General features: G+C 35.6%; 22 protein-coding genes. 12 read left to right on the top strand and 10 right to left on the bottom strand.

Translation table 11 applies throughout. The features are described from left to right. Positions 1 to 664: 664 nt before the first annotated feature. The 3 genes from mutH to J3U59_RS11060 all read right to left on the bottom strand — a co-directional run bounded on the left by mutH (position 665) and on the right by J3U59_RS11060 (position 2,588). Positions 665 to 1,333, bottom strand: coding sequence for a DNA mismatch repair endonuclease MutH (mutH, locus tag J3U59_RS11070; protein WP_267334276.1), 669 nt, complete (start codon positions 1,331 to 1,333; stop codon positions 665 to 667). A 73-nt stretch (positions 1,334 to 1,406) separates the two neighbouring features. After that, positions 1,407 to 1,955, bottom strand: coding sequence for an NADPH-dependent FMN reductase (locus J3U59_RS11065; protein ID WP_267334277.1), 549 nt, complete (start codon positions 1,953 to 1,955; stop codon positions 1,407 to 1,409). An 87-nt stretch (positions 1,956 to 2,042) separates the two neighbouring features. Then, positions 2,043 to 2,588 carry a Dps family protein gene (locus J3U59_RS11060; RefSeq protein WP_065633990.1) on the bottom strand — a complete coding sequence of 182 codons (546 nt, stop codon included), beginning with the start codon at positions 2,586 to 2,588 and terminating at the stop codon, positions 2,043 to 2,045. Between the two features lie 268 nt (positions 2,589 to 2,856). Here J3U59_RS11060 and srlA point away from each other — a divergent pair, with 268 nt between their 5' ends. From srlA to srlR, 6 genes are all read left to right on the top strand, one after another. Beyond that, a complete protein-coding gene (srlA, locus tag J3U59_RS11055; protein ID WP_065633991.1) occupies positions 2,857 to 3,405 on the top strand; it encodes a glucitol/sorbitol-specific PTS transporter subunit IIC in 549 nt (182 codons plus the stop codon). Between the two features lie 32 nt (positions 3,406 to 3,437). Next, positions 3,438 to 4,445, top strand: a complete 1,008-nt coding sequence (locus J3U59_RS11050) for a PTS glucitol/sorbitol transporter subunit IIB (RefSeq protein WP_267334278.1) — start codon at positions 3,438 to 3,440, stop codon at positions 4,443 to 4,445. 88 nt (positions 4,446 to 4,533) lie between these two features. Further along, on the top strand, positions 4,534 to 4,911 hold the full coding sequence (gene srlB, locus J3U59_RS11045) for a PTS glucitol/sorbitol transporter subunit IIA (protein WP_267334279.1): 378 nt from the start codon (positions 4,534 to 4,536) through the stop codon (positions 4,909 to 4,911). 2 nt (positions 4,912 to 4,913) lie between these two features. Then, a complete protein-coding gene (gene srlD / locus J3U59_RS11040) occupies positions 4,914 to 5,693 on the top strand; it encodes a sorbitol-6-phosphate dehydrogenase (protein ID WP_267334280.1) in 780 nt (259 codons plus the stop codon). A gap of 73 nt (positions 5,694 to 5,766) precedes the next feature. Continuing rightward, the gene (locus J3U59_RS11035) at positions 5,767 to 6,132 is read left to right on the top strand and encodes a transcriptional regulator GutM (protein ID WP_267334281.1); all 366 of its coding nucleotides are present in this window, start codon (positions 5,767 to 5,769) and stop codon (positions 6,130 to 6,132) included. Between the two features lie 99 nt (positions 6,133 to 6,231). Continuing rightward, entirely contained in the window at positions 6,232 to 7,011 is a 780-nt protein-coding gene (gene srlR / locus J3U59_RS11030; protein WP_267334282.1) for a glucitol operon DNA-binding transcriptional repressor SrlR, read from the top strand. 277 nt (positions 7,012 to 7,288) lie between these two features. On the opposite strand, the gene serA is transcribed toward srlR, so the two are convergent. Next, the gene (gene serA / locus J3U59_RS11025; RefSeq protein WP_267334283.1) at positions 7,289 to 8,530 is read right to left on the bottom strand and encodes a phosphoglycerate dehydrogenase; all 1,242 of its coding nucleotides are present in this window, start codon (positions 8,528 to 8,530) and stop codon (positions 7,289 to 7,291) included. A gap of 86 nt (positions 8,531 to 8,616) precedes the next feature. Continuing rightward, the gene (gene rpiA / locus J3U59_RS11020; protein WP_267334284.1) at positions 8,617 to 9,282 is read right to left on the bottom strand and encodes a ribose-5-phosphate isomerase RpiA; all 666 of its coding nucleotides are present in this window, start codon (positions 9,280 to 9,282) and stop codon (positions 8,617 to 8,619) included. Positions 9,283 to 9,488: 206 nt separating this feature from the next. Between rpiA and J3U59_RS11015 the strand changes: the two genes are divergently transcribed. From J3U59_RS11015 to J3U59_RS11000, 4 genes are all read left to right on the top strand, one after another. Next, positions 9,489 to 10,394 carry a LysR family transcriptional regulator ArgP gene (locus tag J3U59_RS11015; RefSeq protein WP_267334285.1) on the top strand — a complete coding sequence of 302 codons (906 nt, stop codon included), beginning with the start codon at positions 9,489 to 9,491 and terminating at the stop codon, positions 10,392 to 10,394. An 81-nt stretch (positions 10,395 to 10,475) separates the two neighbouring features. Beyond that, positions 10,476 to 11,549, top strand: coding sequence for a uroporphyrinogen decarboxylase (gene hemE / locus J3U59_RS11010; RefSeq protein WP_267334286.1), 1,074 nt, complete (start codon positions 10,476 to 10,478; stop codon positions 11,547 to 11,549). Beyond that, positions 11,542 to 12,135 carry a YjaG family protein gene (locus J3U59_RS11005; RefSeq protein WP_267334287.1) on the top strand — a complete coding sequence of 198 codons (594 nt, stop codon included), beginning with the start codon at positions 11,542 to 11,544 and terminating at the stop codon, positions 12,133 to 12,135. The genes hemE and J3U59_RS11005 overlap by 8 nt, the downstream gene beginning before the upstream one ends. A gap of 175 nt (positions 12,136 to 12,310) precedes the next feature. Beyond that, positions 12,311 to 12,583, top strand: a complete 273-nt coding sequence (locus J3U59_RS11000) for an HU family DNA-binding protein (protein ID WP_065634002.1) — start codon at positions 12,311 to 12,313, stop codon at positions 12,581 to 12,583. A 146-nt stretch (positions 12,584 to 12,729) separates the two neighbouring features. Here J3U59_RS11000 and ybaK read toward each other — a convergent pair whose 3' ends face one another. From ybaK to glyQ, 4 genes are all read right to left on the bottom strand, one after another. After that, entirely contained in the window at positions 12,730 to 13,215 is a 486-nt protein-coding gene (ybaK, locus tag J3U59_RS10995) for a Cys-tRNA(Pro) deacylase (RefSeq protein WP_267334288.1), read from the bottom strand. A gap of 100 nt (positions 13,216 to 13,315) precedes the next feature. Further along, positions 13,316 to 14,125, bottom strand: a complete 810-nt coding sequence (locus J3U59_RS10990; protein ID WP_267334289.1) for a hypothetical protein — start codon at positions 14,123 to 14,125, stop codon at positions 13,316 to 13,318. A gap of 66 nt (positions 14,126 to 14,191) precedes the next feature. Then, the gene (glyS, locus tag J3U59_RS10985; RefSeq protein ID WP_416379611.1) at positions 14,192 to 16,264 is read right to left on the bottom strand and encodes a glycine--tRNA ligase subunit beta; all 2,073 of its coding nucleotides are present in this window, start codon (positions 16,262 to 16,264) and stop codon (positions 14,192 to 14,194) included. A 9-nt stretch (positions 16,265 to 16,273) separates the two neighbouring features. Further along, entirely contained in the window at positions 16,274 to 17,206 is a 933-nt protein-coding gene (glyQ, locus tag J3U59_RS10980) for a glycine--tRNA ligase subunit alpha (protein ID WP_267334291.1), read from the bottom strand. A gap of 209 nt (positions 17,207 to 17,415) precedes the next feature. On the opposite strand from glyQ, the gene envC reads away from it, so the two are divergent. Both envC and J3U59_RS10970 read left to right on the top strand, forming a co-directional pair. Further along, positions 17,416 to 18,627: a murein hydrolase activator EnvC gene (envC, locus tag J3U59_RS10975; protein WP_267334292.1), complete on the top strand. Its 1,212-nt coding sequence runs from the start codon at positions 17,416 to 17,418 to the stop codon at positions 18,625 to 18,627. Beyond that, on the top strand, positions 18,627 to 19,448 hold the full coding sequence (locus J3U59_RS10970) for a divergent polysaccharide deacetylase family protein (protein WP_267334293.1): 822 nt from the start codon (positions 18,627 to 18,629) through the stop codon (positions 19,446 to 19,448). Before envC ends, J3U59_RS10970 begins: the two co-directional genes overlap by 1 nt. Here the strand turns inward: J3U59_RS10970 and rapZ are convergent, their stop codons facing one another. Further along, positions 19,449 to 20,297, bottom strand: coding sequence for an RNase adapter RapZ (rapZ, locus tag J3U59_RS10965; protein ID WP_065634009.1), 849 nt, complete (start codon positions 20,295 to 20,297; stop codon positions 19,449 to 19,451). Between the last annotated feature and the right edge of the window lie 81 nt (positions 20,298 to 20,378).

The raw sequence follows: 20,378 nt of genomic DNA, 5'->3' as shown, positions 1-20,378 counted from the left end.
ACAATCCGTTTTTGGTAAAACTTTTTCTTTAATGCCTGATAAAACAAAAAATGGCAAAACCAGCACCGTAAAATATACAATGGCAAACCACTAATAACAGCGGCAATAATGTACCTTTAACATTAGCAGTAAAATTACCAAATATGGACGCTGTTTTATCTGTTATAAATAAAATTTGTTATGCATTTATGCAGCATATCAATGCGATAGTGAAAATGGTAACAACGCTAATAATTTTAGTAAAAAGCATACAATACAACCAACAGTAACTTGTTAGTAAAAAAGACCATTATAGTGATAGCCGCAACACGTTTTGAGCTAATAATTTAAACACATTGTTTAAATGTTGGAATATTTTTTTAGTGAAAATAACAATACCTTTTTTAGCAATAGATAACTTTTCAGCAATACCGCTGATAGTCCTAAGGTAAAAATCAGACAAGTATTATGCTTAAAAATATCCTTAGTCTGTTTTTTGTTGACACAATTGATCCCACCTAAATCGCTTTCGTAAAAAATAAGGTGTAGTTAAATAACAAAGTGAGAAGATTGGTAAAAAATAGGACAGAGAGTTTGATAATCATTACAGTGTTATCAATCATATTGTTGGTGGTAAATTAATGGTATTTATTACTGCATTTATTAAAATAACTGAGTGGTAATATTATTTAATTGCGTTATTTAAAATTTTCCAAGTAAATGACTTTTTTAAATAAAAACCGCGAGGTCGAGTTAAAATAATTTGACCATTTTCACCAATTGCTTCTGTTAATGCACGACCGTTAGCCGCTTTGGGGCGAATTTGTAAATAGGTTCCATAGCGAGCTGTAATTTTTTCAACTTGGCCAAGAGTGATCATATCCATCAGTTCTTGCCAATCTTGTTTTAGCTGTTGTTCTTGTTGAGGGGATGGCATCCACAAAATAGGACGACCAACTTTGCGATCTGCCAATGCAATAGTTCTTTCTCCTTGTATTGGGATCCAAAGCACTTTAGTCAATTTATATTTGACATGACTTGTTTCCCAAATGACCCCGTGGTTTGCCATCAAAGGGGCTACACTAACAAAAGTGGTTTCTAAAGGTTTTCCCTGGTTATCAATGGGAATGGTTTTAAGTTCAATGCCTAAACTAGCAAAATCCCGTTCGGCCTTACTACCTGCATTTGCTCCCAAAAAAGTTTCAATTAGATTGCCAACCCAACCTTTTTGTTTAGTAAGATTTTGTGGCATCGGCATATTCAAATATTTTGCGATATCAGCAAAAGTATAACCAGCTGCTAATTCAGCTCGTTGTAATAATTCTTGTTCACAATTAGGAAAAAATATTGGCATGTAAAGGCATTAACTTAATGGCGAAATATTCACAGCCAATTATATTGGCTGTGAATACGGAAATAAAGGACTATTAATTGAGTTTTTCAACCCAACTTGCATAGCTATTAATGATTAGAGAAAGGAATTCTTTAGTTTTTGCCGTTATGTTGCCGTTTTCATCGAAAGATGAATTGATATTTCCAATATAAGCTTCGGGTTGTTGTAGTGTCGGCATATCTAAAAATACTAAAGATTGGCGTAATTGATGATTTGCACCAAATCCACCGATTGCACCTTGTGAAACAGAAACAACTGCTGCTGGTTTTTTCGACCAAACGCTTTTACCGTAAGGACGAGAACCCACATCTAAAGCATTTTTGATAACAGCTGGTAAGCCTCGATTATACTCAGGTGTGACAAAAATTACGCCTTGGCATGCTGCGATTTCTTGACGAAAACGGGTGTAAGATGAAGGTGGTGTATCGGTGTCAATATCTTCATTATATAAAGGCAAATCACCAATAGAAATTAGTTGTAATGAGAGTGATGGAGGTGCAATTTCTTGAAATATTTTTGCGACTTTTAAGTTAAAAGAATCCTTGCGTAAACTACCTACTAATACCGCAATTTTTTTACTCATTTTCTATTCTCCCTAATATCTTATAAAATTAAGAGACACAGTTTGTGTCTCTTAATTATTGTTATTTATTATTAAATATAACAAATATTAATGACCAGAAGAATCCATTTTACGACCTGTTTCAAATAAGAACCAAGCACGTCTTTCAGTTTGATCGATCCACTCTTCGATTAAGCTTGCTGTAGCGGTATCATTATATTTATCGCAAATATCGTGTGCTTCACGCATACGAGATGTAAGTTTAATATTATCTTGGCAAAGTTCAGCAAGCATATCTGATGGTTCAACAAAATCAGCATCATTATCAGAAATACTTTGTAATTTTGAAATATGACCGATTGAACGAAGGGTGGTTCCACCTAATTTACGCACGCGTTCAGCGATAGGATCAGTCATCGCAAATAATTCTTCACCATGATCATCTAACATTAAGTGATAATCACGAAAATGAGGACCGCTTACATGCCAATGGAAGTTTTTAGTTTTTAAATATAAAGCAAATACATCAGCTAATACTGAATTCATAGCACTAGAGATATCTTTTGATGCTTTTTCACCTAAATCAGTTGGGAATAAAATTGCTGCTTGTTGAAGTTTTTTGGCGCTTTTTGTAGAGTTAGTCGTTTTAGCCATAACACATTCTCCTCGGTTAAATAATAAATAAATTTTCTTATATAAAATTACGCCAACTCAGCGTTAATGTCCAATGAAAATCAACTATTTTTAGCTATTACTGCTATTTCAGCAAACTATTATTTTTGTCTTGTTTTATGTTCTCCCATTTTTTTTGAAACATTTTCTTTCAAAATGAAAGAAAATGTTTCAAATTGTGATCTATATAAAAGTTTTTTCTTTTAATGTTGTTAATATGTCGACAAAGTTTAACTTAATAGGAGGCAATATGATTGACGCTATTTCATTTGGTGCTGAATGGTTTATAGGGCTATTCCAAGAGGGAGGTAAAGTATTAGTAGGAATGGTAACAGGAATTTTACCGTTATTAATCTCTTTACTGGTTGTGATGAATGCAGTAATTAAATTTATTGGGCAAGATCGTATAGAACGCCTAGCACAGGCTTGCGCTGGTAATCCAATTTCTCGGTACTTACTACTACCATTAATTGGAACCTTTGTTTTTTGTAATCCGATGACATTAAGTTTAGGGCGTTTTATGCCAGAGTATTACAAGCCAAGTTACTATGCCGCTTCTTCTTATAGCTGTCACTCGATGAATGGACTTTTTCCTCATGTTAATCCTGGTGAGCTGTTTGTGTATTTAGGTATTGCTGCTGGACTAACAACGTTGAATCTTCCATTAGGTCCATTAGCGGTTAGTTATTTTCTTGTTGGTTTGGTCACAAACTTCTTTCGAGGTTGGATTACCGATTTTTGTACTGCCGTTTTTGAAAGAAAAATGGGGATTAAATTAGATAGAGAAGTACATCTATAACATTCATCTATCAAGATAAAGAGGAAACGAAAATGGCTAAATTTATTCGAATAGAAAAAGGCGAAGCAGGTTGGGGTGGTCCTTTGGAATTACCTGTAATCGAAGGAAAAAAGATTGTCTACATTGCAGCAGGAACAAGACCGGCAATCGTTGATACTTTAGTTCAACTAACGGGTTGGGAAGCGATTGATGGTTTTAAAGAAGGTGAGCCAGCAAAAGAGGAAATCGGTGTTGCAGTAATTGATTGTGGTGGTACGTTACGTTGTGGTATTTACCCAAAAAATCGTGTACCTACGATTAATATTCATGCTACAGGTAAATCCGGTCCCTTGGCTCAATATATTGTTGAAGATATTTATGTTTCTGCGGTAAAACCTAATAACATTAAATTAATCGATAAGGACTCACAGACAGTTAAAGAGAGTTCTGTCACGCAAACGCAGCAAGCTAAAGCTAATAAAGATTCTGAGTTTAAACACTATGACAGTAGTAAAAAAATTACTGAACAGAGTGATGGTTTACTGGCCAAAATCGGCATAGGAATGGGATCGGGAGTGGCCGTTTTTTTCCAAGCTGGTCGCGATACTATCGACACTGTCCTTAAAACGATTTTACCTTTTATGGCTTTTGTATCAGCTTTAATCGGTATCATTATTGCATCAGGATTAGGTGATTTTATTGCTCATGGTTTGGTTCCTTTAGCCAATAACCCCATTGGGTTAGTCATTTTAGCTTTAATTTGTTCTTTCCCATTGCTTTCGCCATTTTTAGGTCCTGGAGCCGTTATTGCACAAGTCATTGGTACCTTAGTTGGTGTACAAATAGGGCTAGGCAATATTCCGCCGCATTTAGCTTTGCCTGCGCTTTTTGCAATTAATGCACAAGCTGCATGTGATTTTATTCCTGTCGGTTTATCACTTGCCGAAGCTAAACAAGACACGGTTAGAGTTGGCGTACCGTCTGTTTTGGTTAGTCGATTTTTAACAGGCGCCCCAACCGTGCTTATTGCTTGGGCGGTATCGTTATTTATCTATCAATAATTTGTGGGAAAAACTAGATATTTAAGCTGTGATCTTTTGTCTAGTTTGAAATGAATAAACGCACATTAAAGAAGAAAGAAGGTTAATAATGTCAAAGGTTATTTATCATTCAACTATTAATCAAATTGGTGACTTTGCGCAAGCTACTTTAGCTGATGGGATGCTGATATTATTCAAACAAGGCGCACCAGCAGATTTAGCTGATTACTGTTTTATTCATAATCATGATGATTTAAAACAGGAACTCGCCGTGGGTCAATCATTACAATTAGGTAATCATATTTATCAAATCACCTCTGTTGGTGATGTTGCTAGCGTTAATTTTCGTGAATTAGGTCATATCACACTAAGGTTTGATGGTAATCAGCAAGCGGAATTGCCAGGTACAGTGCATGTACAAGGTAAACTGCCAATTCAACTTAATGTAAATGATGAAATTAAAATTTTAAGTAATGAAGGAATATAAAAATGAAACAAGTCGCGGTCATTATAGGTGGTGGGCAAACACTCGGTGAATTTTTATGTCATGGTATTGCTGATGCTGGTTATCAAGTTGTTGTCGCTGATTTAAATATAGATAATGCTAATAAAGTAGCTCAAGCAATTAATCAAAAACATGGTTCAGGTACGGCTAAAGGTTTTGGTGTCGATGCGACCAACGAAGAAAGTGTTATCCAATTAGCTCAAGATGTTAATAGTTGTTTTAAACGTCTTGATTTGATGGTTTACAGTGCAGGTATTGCCAGAGCAGCGCCAATTACCAATTTTGCATTAAATGATTTTCAATTGTCAGTAAATGTTAATCTTACTGGTTATTTTTTATGTGCGCGTGAATTTGCCAAAGTAATGATTGAACATAAAACAGCGGGGCGAATTATTCAAATTAATTCTAAATCAGGTAAAGTTGGAAGCAAACATAATTCAGGATATAGTGCGGCTAAATTTGGTGGTGTTGGCTTAACTCAATCTTTGGCCCTGGATCTTGCTGATCATGGCATTACTGTTAACTCATTAATGTTAGGTAATTTGCTTAAATCACCCATGTTTCAATCGCTAATTCCACAATATGCTAAAAAATTAGGCATTCCAGAGAGTGAAGTTGAGCAAGTATATATTGATAAAGTGCCACTTAAACGGGGGTGTGATTATCAAGATGTGCTCAATGTACTGCTATTTTATGCAAGTGACAAAGCCTCTTATTGTACTGGGCAATCAATTAACATTACTGGCGGTCAAGTGATGTTCTAGTTAAAATAAAGTGCGAAAGCAAGTTTAATGCTTTCGCACTCTGTTTAACTCAATCAATACTGGAAAAGCGCATATGAATATGACAACCACTTTTATTATTGTTGCTTTAATTGCTTGGTGTATTCAAATTGTATTTAGTTGGTTGCAAATTCGCCGTTTTAATCAAGCTTTTTTAGCTTTAAAAAAAGGGGCGTATTTAGGCGTTGGTCGAAGTAAAACCAAACGTTTTAAACCAAGGGTTTTAATTGCGGTATCGTTAGACAAAAATCAGGTCGTGATTGATTCAGTCCGCATGAAAGGTATTACCGTGTTTGCTTTACCTAAACCCATTCCACAGTTACATGGGATGTTGGTATCGAATATTATTCCAGAAAACATTTTTCCCTATGATCTTGCCTCACAAAGCGCGCTTACTATTGCATTAACAACAAATAAATAACTTTTATTTTGAAAAGTATTTTCTTTCATAATGAAGTATAATATTTTTTAAAATAAATTTATTTTGTTGGTTAACAATGATAAGTGGTGGTAACTGGGTATGAAAGTAAAGCAACGGCAAACAGCTATTTTAGAATATCTACAAAATCACGGGCAAGTCAGTGTTGATGAATTGGTCGCCCATTTTAAAACAACAGGTACCACTATTCGCAAAGACCTTACACAACTAAATGAAAGTGGTTTAGTCCTGCGTACTTATGGTGGGGCTATGTTAAATAGGGAAATTGGTGATAGGGCGATTGATCATAAAACTTATATCAATACTGCGCAAAAAAAAGCGATAGCTAAAGAAGCGGCAAAATTGATTCATGAGGGCGATTCGATTATTTTTGATGCAGGTAGTACCGTTGCCCAGATGATTCCAATGCTTGCCCGATTCAATAATCTTACTATTATGACCAATAGTTTACATATGGTTAATGAATTAGTTGCTAATGATAACGACCAAACCATAATATTAACGGGGGGCACTTTCCGGCGAAAATCGGCATCATTTCATAATAATAATGCCTCAGCAATTGCAGCCTTTGAATGTTACACTTTTGATAAACTTTTTATGGGGGCTGATGGTGTAGATTTAGTTGGAGGTGTAACCACATTTAATGAAAGTTATCATGGCAGTGTTGCCATGAGTAAAGCTGCTGCTAAATTAATTTTGTTAGCAGATTCTTCAAAGTTTGGGCGACGTAGCCCCAATGTTGTATGTGATTTAAGTGCTGTTGATACTATTATCACTGATGATAACTTAGATGATAAATACTATGATGCATTCGTTGAGCGCAACATTAACGTTATCAAAGTAAAAGTAATGGATAACTAATTTGCTATACAACCACAATCCAAAAAAGAACGTTATTTTATTAAGATAACTTTTTTAAAATTGTATTACTTATTAGTAGTCATTAAAAACTTTAATGGTAAGCGCTGTTTTCACACAGCTTTACAAGCTACTGAGTTTAGCCAAAAAAGAATCATGTTATCGTGATTTTAGATCAGGCTAATTTCATTGATTAAGGGGATTTAGAATTCATCAATCCCCTTTATACTATAAATAGACTATATTTTATTCTAAGCACGTTATGAGTCTATTTAGTTATTTAAAAGAGTAATCTTGCTCTAATTGTGCCCGGTACACTTTTGAGTTTAACTAATAATTCCTCAGCTTTATTTTGTTCTACTCTTTCAATATCAATAACAACATAACCAATTTTGGGATCGGTCTGTAAATACTGAGCCGAGATATTCAATCCTTGTTCTGCAAATAATGTATTAATTGCTGTCAATACGCCGGGTTGGTTATTGTGTATGTTGATAAAACGGCTAGATCCTTTTGCCGGAATCGGTAATGATGCTTCAGGAAAATTTACAGCGGACAAGGTAGCACCTGTGTCGGAGTATTTAGCCAGTTTTGTTGCCACTTCAATACCAATGTTTTCTTGAGCTTCAGTGGTTGAACCACCAATATGAGGCGTTATGATGACATTATCAAATTTGCACAAAGGTGATTCAAATGGATCGCTATTGGTGGCCGGTTCAGTAGGAAACACATCGATAGCCGCGCCACTTAATTTATGACTTTGTAGTGCTTGAGTTAATGCATCAAGATCGATAACTTTACCACGAGAGGCATTGATAAGAATGGCGTCGGACTTCATCATATCAATTTCATTTTGACTAATCATATTAATTGTTGTTGAATTTTCGGGGACATGTAAGCTAACAATGTCACTTAATTGCAACAACTCCTTCATGGTTGAAATTTGTTTGGCATTACCTAATGGTAATTTGGTTTCAATATCGTAAAAATAGACGTTCATCCCTAAAGATTCCGCTAAAACGCTTAATTGACTGCCAATATGACCATAACCAATGATGCCTAAATTTTTACCACGAGCTTCATGAGAACCAGTTGCAATCTTATTCCACTTTCCTTGATGTGCTTTAGCATTGGCTTCGGGTACACGACGAAGTAATAAAATTGCCTCGGCTAATACCAGCTCAGCAACCGATCGAGTATTAGAAAATGGTGCATTAAATACCGGAATACCTTTAACGGCAGCTGTATCTAGATCGACTTGATTGGTACCAATACAAAAACAACCAATTCCGGCAAGTTTTGGTGCTGCATCTATGATGTCTTTGGTTAAATGCGTTCTTGATCGGATTCCAATAAATCGCGCATCTTTTATTGCTTGTTGAAGCTCCGATGGCGATAGGGCACCTTTATGATATTCAATGTTGGTAAAGCCTGCAGATTTTAATGTATCAATTGCACTTTGATGGACACCTTCGAGTAATAAAAATTTATTATCATCTTTGCTTAACGCCTGAACAACCATTTTTTTCCTCTCTTTATTTAAGCATATCTATTGCTGCTTATTGTTATATTTTTATTTTTTAAATTAACGTATTAGCTAAGCGATAACTAATAGCTCGGTGTAATTTCTTTTACACCTGAACGGGTTCCAACCAGTGCTACATTAGCCCCTTTGTTGGCAAATAGACCTACTGTTACAACGCCAGCAATATTATTAATTCGATTTTCTAATTCCATTGGTTTTGCAATGATAAGATCATGAACATCTAAGATAACATTGCCATTATCAGTGATTACACCTTGACGATAAATTGGTTTACCGCCGAGTTTAAATAGTTCACGTGCAACATAAGAACGCGCCATAGGGATCACTTCTACCGGTAATGGAAATTTGCCAAGCACATCGACAACTTTTGATTCATCAACAATACACACAAATTGTTTGGATAATGCTGAGACAATTTTTTCACGCGTTAACGCGGCTCCTCCACCTTTTATCATCTGCAACAGATGATTAATTTCGTCGGCACCATCTACATATACATCTAAACTATCAACTTCATTACAATCCAATACGGGAATCCCATAATCTTTTAATTTTTGGGTTGATGCTTCGGAACTAGAAACCGTTCCTCTAATCTGATCCTTTATTGTTGCTAAGGCATCAATAAAATATGATGCAGTTGACCCTGTGCCTACACCAACTAATGAATCGGGTTTGACAAATTTTAACGCTGCAAAGCCGACGGCTTTTTTTAATTCATCCTGTGTCATGGTATCACCGTATTTAGAATATAATTTTCTCGAAAAAATAAAATTTTAAAAGCAAAATGATTGAAGATATGGCATAGTAACCAATTGGAAAGCAAAAATCATTAGTATTTTTTAGAAAATATTTTAAGTTTTAGATCTATTTAAAACTTTGCCAATTAAAATAGCTCGATTATTCAAGCAATGAGCAATTTATTAATAAAGAGATTATGAAGCGTCCAGATTATAGAGCATTACAAGCCTTAGATGCAGTAATAAAAGAGCGAGGATTTGAGAGAGCGGCAGATAAATTGTGTATCACACAACCTGCGGTGTCACAACGTATTAAACAGTTAGAAAGCTTTTTTGGTCAACAACTATTAGTGAGAACAATCCCCCCAAAGGCAACTAAACAAGGGGAGCATCTGTTAGGATTATTGCATCAGGTCGAATTATTAGAACAACAATGGTTAGGCGATAATGAACAAAATACCACGCCTTTGTCATTGTCTATTGCGATTAATGCAGATTCTTTGGCTACATGGGTGTTACCGGCTTTAAAACCAGTTTTAGATAAAAATATTCTTCGATTTGATATACAAATTAAAGATGAAGAGCATACTTTAGAGCTGTTGCGTTTAGGTACGGTCGTTGCTGCAATTAGTATTCAAGCTAATCCTTTACCTGGTTGTTTATCTGATTTACTTGGTGCTCTCGACTACATTTTTGTCGCTTCGCCTGATTTTGCCAAAAAATACTTTCCAAATGGTGTGACACGATCATCTTTACTCAAAGCACCAGCTGTTGCTTTTGACCATTTAGATGATATGCATCAAGCTTTTTTACAGGAAAATTTTAACTTAACACCGGGTAGTGTAATTTGTCATATTACCAGTTCATCAGAAGCGTTTGTACAACTTGCTAAACAAGGTTCAGCCTGTTGTATGATTCCTATGTTACAAGTTGAACAAGAGTTAAAAAATGGTGAATTAGTTAACTTAACCGAAGGCTTGTATCAAAGACGTATGCTCTATTGGCATCGTTTTGCGCCAGAAAGTAGTGTAATGCAAAATATTTCTGAAACTTTAATTCGTTATGCTAAGCTCACATTATCACAACCTCAAGAACACAAATAAACGCTATGATTTTTTACTGATACGTGATGTTAACGTTGCATTGCTTGACATAATATAATAGTTACTTAAAGAGCGGATATCATGAGCCAATTAAAAAATGATCGTTATTTACGCGCATTACAATGTCTACCTGTTGATTATACCCCTGTTTGGATGATGCGTCAGGCTGGGCGTTATTTACCTGAGTATAGACAGTTGCGCGCAAAGGCGGGTAATTTTATGACTATGTGCCAAACACCAGAACTGGCATGTGAAGCGACTTTACAACCCTTAACGCGTTTTGATCTTGATGCGGCTATTATTTTTTCTGATATATTGACCATACCTGATGCAATGGGATTAGGTCTGTATTTCGAGCCGGGTGAAGGACCAAAATTTCGTCAAACAATATCGAGCTTGTCTGATATTGAGCAGTTACCTATTCCCGATCCAAATGATTCATTAAGATATGTGATGGATGCAATAAGCCTAACCAAAAAAGAACTTAATGGTAAAGTTCCGTTGATTGGATTTTCGGGTAGCCCATGGACATTAGCAACTTATATGATTGAAGGGGGAAGTAGTAAAACGTTTACTAAAATAAAAAAAATGCTGTATAGCAAACCGAAAGTTTTACATTTACTTCTTGAAAAGCTTGCCGAAAGCATCGCGTTATATTTAAATGCCCAAATCGAAGCGGGCGCTCAATCGCTCATGATATTTGATACTTGGGGTGGCGTTTTAAGCCATCAATGTTATCAAACGTTTTCACTGCATTATATGCAGTTAATTTTATCAAAATTAAAACGAGGTCATAAAACTCAAGCTATTTCGTCCTATGTGCCAGTCACACTTTTCACCAAAGGTGGTGGGTTATGGTTAGATAGTATTGTGAATACAGGATGTGATGCAATTGGTGTTGATTGGACTGTGAATTTGAGCCATATTGCCCAAAAAGGACGCATTGCGGTACAAGGCAATTTAGATCCATCTGTGTTGTATGCCGGAAAGTTAACAATAGAATCAAATGTTGAAGCTGTGCTTAATGAATTTGGATGCCATAATGGTCATATTTTTAATTTAGGGCATGGTATTCACCAAGATATTCCCGTAGAACATGTACAATATTTAATTGAGGCTGTACACGAGCGGTCTAAAAGGTTTCATTATGATTAAAAATCCAGTTCAGTTAAGAGTTGAAAAATTAGCACCATGGCAACAATATTTATTTATGGTTTGCTTATGTGAACGAATGTACCCAAATTATGTCTATTATACCAAGCAACAGCATAATGAAGATGATGCTAAAAGCTATAAAAACATTCTTGATTTAATGTGGGAGTCATTATTAGTTGAGAAAGTTAAAATTAATTTTGATTTACAATTAGAAAAATTAGAGGCGATTATTCCCACTGTGAATGAAGATAGCGCTTATATGATCTATCCTGCGATTGATGCTTGTCAGGCCTTAAGTGAGCTTATACATGCTCATCTAACGGATGATATTGCCGAACATACAGCAAAAGTTAGTAGTATATCGGCAACCACGGTAGCTGAATTCGAAATGACAAAATTAGATACTTATCTTTCCAAAGATGAACAGTTAAATTTACCGAGTGTGATTGAAGAATTTGATTTGCAATGGGAAATATTTCGATTATTGCGCGAAGAATCTCATGACAAGATTGATCTAATAAAGGGTTTAAAAGACGATATTAGGGCGGCTCAAATAAGCAATATTGGTGTTTTTTTGAGCGATTAAGCCGCTGAATGCCCTATTTTTTTATTTTTTACTAAATTTTTCTTTAACATTGGATGAATATAGACTACATTTAACATCAATGTAATCTAAACATTGTTTACAGGGGCAAAGTCGGTTATTGACATTGCTTATAATGTTAACTTTAACAATAAAATAATTATGTAAGGATATCTCCATGAATAAAACAGAACTTGTAGATGCAATTGCTAGCAAAGCGGATATTACTAAGGTTGCAGCTAAAACTGCATTAGAAGCAACTTTAGCAGCTATTACTGAATCATTAAAAGCTGGAGATCCAGTGCAATTAGTTGGTTTTGGTACATTCAAAGTTAATCATCGAAATGCTCGTATCGGCCGTAACCCTAAAACAGGTAAAGAAATCAAAATTGCTGCAGGCAAAGTACCAGCGTTCGTATCAGGTAAAAGCTTGAAAGAAGCAATTAAATAATTTTTTTCTGTCGATATTTACTTTTGACAGGGTATTTTAGGCCTTAAGGTAATCCCTTAAGGTCTTTGTATTTTCCCATCATTCTATTTTAAGTTTTAAATCACCATATAAATATTAAACTAACCCAACATGATATGATCAGCAAATTAGGCTTTAATATCAACCAATTGTGCAGGTAATGCGTTAACAAGATCTTGTGGTTTAATTTCGATTTCGAGACCTCTTTTACCGCCAGATATCAACATTGAGCTAAGATCATTAGCACTAAGATCAATAAGTGTGGTGAGCTGTTTTTTTTGTCCCAATGGACTGATTCCTCCTACCAAATACCCCGTGATTTTTTGCGCTAAATGGGCATCGGCCAACTCTATTTTTTTACAATTTAATGCTTTTGCCGCTTTTTTTAGATCCAAATGGTAATCAACAGGTACAACACAAACTGCTAATGTTTTATCATTGCCATTTAAAGTTACGACTAAAGTTTTAAATATTTGGTTGGATGTAATGTGTAAACTTGGATCGAGTTTATTTGCTGCTTCTTGACCATAATGGGTCTGATTAGGATCATGATCATATTGATGAATTTTGAATGGAATTCTCAATTTTTTTAGTTGGTCAATTGCGGGCGTCATCGTGTTTTCCAAAAGAATTAGATAATAGAAATGATTGTCTAATTTTAATCACTCTATTCACATTTGTTAATAGAGTGATTAAGAATAAGCGTAAATAATGTTAGATAGTTAAATTATTATTTTGCTCAGGTGTGTTATGTGATAGTTGCTCATTCTTTGACAGAATAGTAAGACGATAGAAGAAACAAATACAAAAAATACTTGTGAGTATTTGCAAAGTTGAGCTGATGATATTTATTACAAGGTTATTAAGTGCACTATCGACAATAGAAAAGAGAATTGATACCGTGCAATAAATTAAAACCATTGGAACGGTTAAACGCCAATAAGAAATGGCATATTTATGACTTTCTACAAAATGTTGAATAAACGTTTTTGTTGAAGGTGCAATAATTGAACCTTGAAAATAATAAGAAATTGTTACTATCAGCAATATTGCGGCAATGATTAATACACCAAACAAAAACGTTACCATTTTAGCGGGTAAAATAAATTGCAACATCATAAATATCAATGTTAAAAATATCATAGCAAACAGAATGATAAATAAATAAGTTAGGTAAAAACTTATGATATTGAGCGCATTTGGTAACATTCGAGATAAGATAAGATTAAAATCGAATTTATCGTGGATTGAATAGTTATAAACAACAGCAAGTAGTATCGCTTGCATGATGAAAGTGATGACCAAACTAATTAACGCAGGTTTTAATACATACATTAATAATTGATCGACTGTCATAGTCGTGCTCGATAATTGTTTAAACATTTGTGGATCAATTAAATAACTACTGATACATGTTGTAATTAAACTGACGATAAAACTGATAATAACGAGTTGTAAAAAACGGTTTTTGACAAAATTAGTTGTTTGATTAAATACTTGAGAAAAAGATACTTCGATTTGCATGTCTCGTTCCTACTAATAAGGTGGTAACCTAATTGGTTACCACTATAGTGATAAATAAATTACAAATTACGATTGTAGTAATGAAATATCCGCAACTTTTAAAAATAAATTTTGCAATTTTTTCAGCAATGCTAACCGATTAAGTTTAATTTTTTCATCATCTGCCATGACCATGGTTGAGGCAAAAAATGCATCAACAGGTGCTTTAAGTGCAGACAATTCTACTAAAGCTTGTTGATAACGACCTTGAGTAAAATAAGGGGCTAATTTATCGGTTAATACTGCAACTTGCATAGCAAGTTCACCTTCTGCGCCTGCTTCAAGTAGTGAGGCATTCACCGCATCAGGTATCACCAATTCTGTTTTAGAGAGGATATTTGATACCCGCTTGTTAGCTTCAGCAAGCGAAGAGGCTTCTGGCAGTGTTCTAAAATGTGTCACGGCTTTAATGCGCGCATCAAAATCAGCAGGCTTGGTTGGATTAAGTGCGAGTACTGCTTGTATGGTATCAATGGTAAAACCTTGCTCTTGATACCAGGCTCGGAATCGACCTTGCATAAAGCTGACAATATCTTCCACAACCTGTTTATTGTTGAGTTTGTCACCATATAATGAAACAGCAAAATTTGATAATTCGACAAGATCGAGCGGTAAGTTATTCTCAACAATAATACGCAAAATACCAATTGCAGCGCGGCGTAAAGCAAAAGGGTCTTTATCACCTTTAGGATGTTGCCCTATACCAAAAATACCGGCTAACGTATCCATTTTTTCGGCAATTGATACCGCACTTGATACATTTGTGCTTGGCAACTCATCCCCAGCAAAACGTGGTTTGTATTGCTCTTCAATCGCGGTGGCAACTTCAATGCTTTCACCATCTTTTAGCGCTAAATAACGTCCCATTATTCCTTGTGTTTCGGGAAATTCAAAAACAGTATTGGTGACTAAATCGCATTTAGTAAGTTTACCTGCACGTTTAGCTTGTTCGACATTAGCCCCAATTTTGTCGGCTATAAAACCAGCTAGTGACTCAATTCGTAATGATTTGTCTTTGACTGTTCCAAGCTGTTGTTGGAATAACACCGTTTCTAAACGAGGTAGACGATCTTCCAAGCGCTGTTTTAAATCTGTTTTGTAAAAAAATTCAGCATCGGCTAAGCGTGGGCGTACTACTTTTTCATTACCTGAAATGACCACTTGCGGATCTTTTGATTCGATATTGGCAACAAAAATAAAATTCGGTAATAATTTTCCTTGTTTATCATAAACAGGAAAATATTTTTGATCGCCTTTCATCGTATAAACCAGTGATTCGGCTGGTACATCTAAAAATCTTTCTTCAAATTTAGCCGTTAAAACAACAGGCCATTCAACCAATGACGAGACTTCTTCTAACAAGCTTTCGGTTAAATCAGCTTTACCATTTAATTTTGCTGCGGCTTGCTCTGCTTGCTGTTTAATAATTGATTTTCGTTTGTCATAATCGGCAATAACTTTACCACGTTGCTCCAACATTTCTGGATATTGGTCGGCATTATCAATGGTGAATTCCTGTTCACCCATAAAACGATGCCCACGAATGATGCGGTTTGACTCAATGTCTAAAATTGTGCCCGGTACTAATTCATCACCATATAACATCGTTACCGTATGACTCGGACGAATAAATTCAACTTGTCGAGCTGCCCAGCGCATTGGTTTTGGAATAGGTAATTTGCTTAACGCACCTTTAACCATATCACACAATAGGTTAACAACAGGTTGGCCTTTTTGGTTTTGGGTATAAGATAACCATTCACCTTTATCTGTTTGAATACGCTCTGCTTGGTCAACAGTAATACCACAACCACGAGCCCAGCCTTCAGCTGCTTTAGTTGGTTTACCATTAGCATCAAATGCTGCACTAACAGCCGGTCCTCGTTTAACAATTTGGCTATCGGGTTGAGTATCATTTAAATTTAGAACTTTTAATGCTAAGCGTCGCGGTGAAGCATACCAAAGTACTTCGCCATGTTCTAACTTGGCATTGTCCAGTTGCTCAATAAAATTTGCCGCAAAACTTTCAGCTAAAGTGCGGAGTGATTTTGGTGGTAGCTCTTCGGTACCAATTTCCACTAAAAATGTTTTTTGCATAATATTAAAATCCTACTTTGATGCACTTTGATTTGACGGTGAATGTTGGCACATTGGAAAACCAAGCGCTTCACGTGATGCATAATATGCTTCAGCAACCATTTTGGTTAATGTTCGAATGCGCAATATATAACGTTGGCGTTCAGTTACTGAAATAGCTTTACGCGCATCAAGTAAATTAAAACAGTGTGCAGCTTTTAAAATACGTTCGTAAGCAGGTAGTGGCAGCGGTTTTTCTAATTCAAGTAACATTTTTGCTTCTTTTTCATGTTGTTCAAAGCAATAAAATAGAAAATCAATATTGGCATATTCAAAATTATACGTTGATTGCTCAACTTCATTTTGATGGAACACATCACCATAAGTGGTTTTACCAAATGCGCCATCACTCCAAACCAAATCATACACACTATCGACACCTTGAATATACATCGCAAGGCGTTCTAAACCATAAGTGATCTCACCAGTGACGGGTTTACACTCAAGACCACCCACTTGTTGGAAATAGGTAAATTGAGTCACTTCCATCCCATTTAACCATACTTCCCAGCCAAGCCCCCAAGCACCTAATGTAGGGTTTTCCCAGTTGTCTTCTACAAAACGAATATCATTAACGGTTGGATCGAGCCCTAACTCTTTTAATGAACCCAGATAGAGCTCTTGAATGTTGTCTGGAGAGGGTTTTAAGATAACTTGAAATTGATAGTAGTGTTGTAACCTATTAGGGTTTTCACCATAGCGCCCATCAGTTGGACGGCGAGAGGGTTGAACGTAAGCAGCATTAATGGGTTCAGGTCCAAGAGCGCGTAAACACGTCATCGGGTGTGAAGTACCGGCCCCAACTTCCATATCCAATGGCTGAATCACCGTACAACCTTGATTAGCCCAGTAATCTTGTAACGTTAGTATTAACCCTTGAAAGGTTTTGACATTAAACTTTTGCATGATGTTATCTTTATGGTTGAATTGATTGTTCGATAATTTAAATAGTGTTGTATTTTATACTTTTTATTGGAGCTTGTGAAATGCCTAATTACTATCTGTTGCAATTACTCTCAATGCTTATCTAAATAGTTTTGGTTTTGCATCTTTATGCATTTCTAGGTATAGTGTTTTATCCCTTTTGCTTGGTTATCAATACTTATCATAATGCCATGGCTATTTATCGATATTTTCTAACGTTTATTTTTATTGGACTTACACAAGTTAATGTTTTGTATGCTGCTGATGATAATCAGCAGTTACAGACTTTGCGTCGTTCAATTCAAGAACAAGAAAATCGTTTAGCTGAGCAAAAAAAAGAGCGAAACCAATTAGTTAATGATCTTAAACAGCAAGAAACAGAAATTGCAAAATTATTGACTTCAATTGAGAAAAACGATTTAACTTTAAAAAAAATCGATAGTGAAATTAATCGGTTAATTAAACAAATTGAACAATTAAATATTAAGCAACAACAACAGCGAGATGCATTATCTAAACAACTTGAAAGCGCATTTAAATTAGGAAAAACAACAGGTTTATCGCTGATTTTTGCCAGTGAACAAAGTGAGCGTAATGAACGGCTGATTAATTATTATGGTTATATTAATCAAGCTAGACAACAACTGATTAATGCACTTCGTGAAACGCAATTACAGTTAAATGAAAAAAAATTAACGTTACAAAATAAACAAATTTCACAGCAAGCATTACAAACCAAACAGAAACAAGAACAAGTTGGTCTTGAAAAAAACCGTCAAGATCGACAAAAAACCATTACTTCGCTCGAATCATCCATGCAGGTCAATCAACAAAGATTGGCTGAACTGCGTGAAAATGAAACCAAGTTACAAGCAAAAATTGCTCAAGCCGAAAAAGAGAGTCGACGATTAGCCGAAGAAGAAGCAAGACAGGCAAAACATATTGAGCAGAAACAAAAAAACACCAACTACACTTTAAATTCTGATGAACGGGCATTAATGGCACGTGTCAGTGGTATAGGCAAACCACAACACCAATTTAATTGGCCGGTCACAGGGCCAGTCGTACATCGATTTGGTGAGTCATTGCAAGGTGAACTGTATTGGAAAGGTATGGTAATTAATGCGAAGGATGGTACCCAAGTTAAGGCAATCGCTGATGGTCGAGTGATACTGGCCAGTTGGTTGCAAGGTTATGGTTTTGTGGTTGCACTTGAGCATGGTAAAGGCGATATGAGTTTATATGGTTATAACCAACGTGTTTTAGTCGATGTAGGCGATAAAATCTCCACTGGACAGGCCATTGCTTTAGTTGGTTCAAGTGGAGGGCAAAATAGTTCTGGACTCTATTTTGAGATTCGCCGAGATGGTAAGGCGTTAGATCCTAAAGGTTGGTTAAAATAATGTATCGTTTAATCATTCACATACTTATTAGTCTGTTATTTTTTAATCCAAGTCTAGTTTTTGCGGCACAATTAGCTCTGGTTATTGATGATTTTGGTTATCGGCAACATAATGAAGAGCAAATTATAAAATTATCAACCGATATAACAGTTGCGGTTTTACCCCATTCACCTAATGCAAAACGTATCGCTAATATGGCTCATGAACAGGGGAATGATGTGATTATACACTTACCCATGGCACCAATGGGTAAGCAGCCACTAGAAAAAGATACATTGTTCCCCACTATGAGCGAAACTGAGATTAATCGCATTGTGAATAATGCTATTGAGCGTGTACCTCATGCTATTGGTGTTAATAATCATATGGGTAGTTTAATGACATCCAATCTTAATGGTATGCAATATGTTATGAAAGCACTTAGCCCACACTCTATGTTTTTTTTAGATAGTAAAACGATTGGCAAAACAGCTGTTAAAACAGCAGCGAGCGCCTATAATATACCTGTAGTTGTGCGTGATGTATTTTTAGATGATCAGCAAAATGAACATGCTATTAACCAGCAATTTGAATTAGCTATTCAAGTTGCTCGTAAAAAAGGGGTTGCCATTGCCATTGGTCATCCTCATCCACAGACACTCAATGTGTTAAAAAATAAATTAGCGCAATTGCCTTCAGATATAACATTAATCAAAGTCAGTGAGCTTGTTACACCACAACCTGAACCAATAAAGCCAAAAGCAACGTTAAAAGAGATTATGGACAGATATAAACAGCGCTGCGATCAAGTTTGGCATTTTTATCATACCGAAAACAAATAATTATTTTTTTTCTAAGGTTCGGTGACGGATTTGTACTTGCTTATTTTGTGCTTTGAAAAATTCAGCCAGCTGTTCAGCAATAAAAACGGAGCGATGTTGGCCTCCGGTACAACCAATAGCAATGGTTAAATAACTACGATTGTTTTTTTCTAACATCGGTAACCATTGCTGTAAATAACTGGCTGTTTGATAGATAAAATTGGTCACTTCATCATGCTGAAATAGATATTTTTTTACTGGCTCATCTAATCCAGTTAGGGGACGTAGTGCAATATCCCAATGGGGATTAGGTAAAAAACGGACATCAAAAACAAAATCGGCATCGACTGGCAAACCATGTTTAAAACCAAAGGATTCAAAGATCATGGTTAATTCACGTTCTTTTTTACCTAAAATACGTGTTCGTAAAATGTCTGATAGTTGATGTACTGAAAGATTATCAGTATTAATGACTAAACTTGCATTGGATTTTAATGATTCTAAATATTTTTCTTCAAGATCGATTGCTTCTTCAAGCGAGTATTTTTGATTGGTCAAGGGATGGATTCGTCTGGTTTCGCTATAACGACGAATTAGGGTATTGCGGCTACAGTCAAAGAAGATAATCTCGGGTGTGACAGAGTTTGGCAGTTGTTGCAAAATGTCGCGGTTAAAATCAAAATTTGGCGGTAAATTGCGAATATCGATGCTAACAGCAACGGGGGTATTATTGTTTTTTAATGAGTCGGCTAATTGTGGCAATAGCACAACAGGGATGTTATCCACACAATAAAAACCCATATCTTCTAGTGCACGTAGTGCAATCGATTTTCCAGAACCTGAACGGCCACTAACGATCATCAGAATCACAATGTTAACTCCAATATGCTAATTAACTTAAGTATATATCGTTTACTCAACAAGATGCAATTTCATATATCGATGATATTG

Origin of the sequence: Gilliamella sp. B3783, from assembly GCF_026536125.1 — a bacterium.
Taxonomy (GTDB): Bacteria; Pseudomonadota; Gammaproteobacteria; order Enterobacterales; family Orbaceae; genus Gilliamella.
Note: the sequence above shows the minus strand (reverse complement) of the source record. Positions and strands in the feature narration are given on the sequence as shown.

What these genes read in the sequence shown, in the direction of transcription:
- srlR (WP_267334282.1), top strand. Translation starts at nt 6,232, where the DNA reads ATGAAAGTAAAGCAACGGCAAACAGCTATTTTAGAATATCTACAAAAT.
- serA (WP_267334283.1), bottom strand. Translation starts at nt 8,530, where the DNA reads ATGGTTGTTCAGGCGTTAAGCAAAGATGATAATAAATTTTTATTACTC.
- J3U59_RS10990 (WP_267334289.1), bottom strand. Translation starts at nt 14,125, where the DNA reads ATGCAAATCGAAGTATCTTTTTCTCAAGTATTTAATCAAACAACTAAT.
- J3U59_RS11065 (WP_267334277.1), bottom strand. Translation starts at nt 1,955, where the DNA reads ATGAGTAAAAAAATTGCGGTATTAGTAGGTAGTTTACGCAAGGATTCT.
- J3U59_RS11050 (WP_267334278.1), top strand. Translation starts at nt 3,438, where the DNA reads ATGGCTAAATTTATTCGAATAGAAAAAGGCGAAGCAGGTTGGGGTGGT.
- J3U59_RS11015 (WP_267334285.1), top strand. Translation starts at nt 9,489, where the DNA reads ATGAAGCGTCCAGATTATAGAGCATTACAAGCCTTAGATGCAGTAATA.
- rpiA (WP_267334284.1), bottom strand. Translation starts at nt 9,282, where the DNA reads ATGACACAGGATGAATTAAAAAAAGCCGTCGGCTTTGCAGCGTTAAAA.
- J3U59_RS11000 (WP_065634002.1), top strand. Translation starts at nt 12,311, where the DNA reads ATGAATAAAACAGAACTTGTAGATGCAATTGCTAGCAAAGCGGATATT.
- J3U59_RS11060 (WP_065633990.1), bottom strand. Translation starts at nt 2,588, where the DNA reads ATGGCTAAAACGACTAACTCTACAAAAAGCGCCAAAAAACTTCAACAA.
- srlB (WP_267334279.1), top strand. Translation starts at nt 4,534, where the DNA reads ATGTCAAAGGTTATTTATCATTCAACTATTAATCAAATTGGTGACTTT.
- srlA (WP_065633991.1), top strand. Translation starts at nt 2,857, where the DNA reads ATGATTGACGCTATTTCATTTGGTGCTGAATGGTTTATAGGGCTATTC.
- ybaK (WP_267334288.1), bottom strand. Translation starts at nt 13,215, where the DNA reads ATGACGCCCGCAATTGACCAACTAAAAAAATTGAGAATTCCATTCAAA.
- srlD (WP_267334280.1), top strand. Translation starts at nt 4,914, where the DNA reads ATGAAACAAGTCGCGGTCATTATAGGTGGTGGGCAAACACTCGGTGAA.
- envC (WP_267334292.1), top strand. Translation starts at nt 17,416, where the DNA reads ATGGCTATTTATCGATATTTTCTAACGTTTATTTTTATTGGACTTACA.
- hemE (WP_267334286.1), top strand. Translation starts at nt 10,476, where the DNA reads ATGAGCCAATTAAAAAATGATCGTTATTTACGCGCATTACAATGTCTA.
- mutH (WP_267334276.1), bottom strand. Translation starts at nt 1,333, where the DNA reads ATGCCAATATTTTTTCCTAATTGTGAACAAGAATTATTACAACGAGCT.
- J3U59_RS11005 (WP_267334287.1), top strand. Translation starts at nt 11,542, where the DNA reads ATGATTAAAAATCCAGTTCAGTTAAGAGTTGAAAAATTAGCACCATGG.
- glyQ (WP_267334291.1), bottom strand. Translation starts at nt 17,206, where the DNA reads ATGCAAAAGTTTAATGTCAAAACCTTTCAAGGGTTAATACTAACGTTA.
- J3U59_RS11035 (WP_267334281.1), top strand. Translation starts at nt 5,767, where the DNA reads ATGAATATGACAACCACTTTTATTATTGTTGCTTTAATTGCTTGGTGT.
- J3U59_RS10970 (WP_267334293.1), top strand. Translation starts at nt 18,627, where the DNA reads ATGTATCGTTTAATCATTCACATACTTATTAGTCTGTTATTTTTTAAT.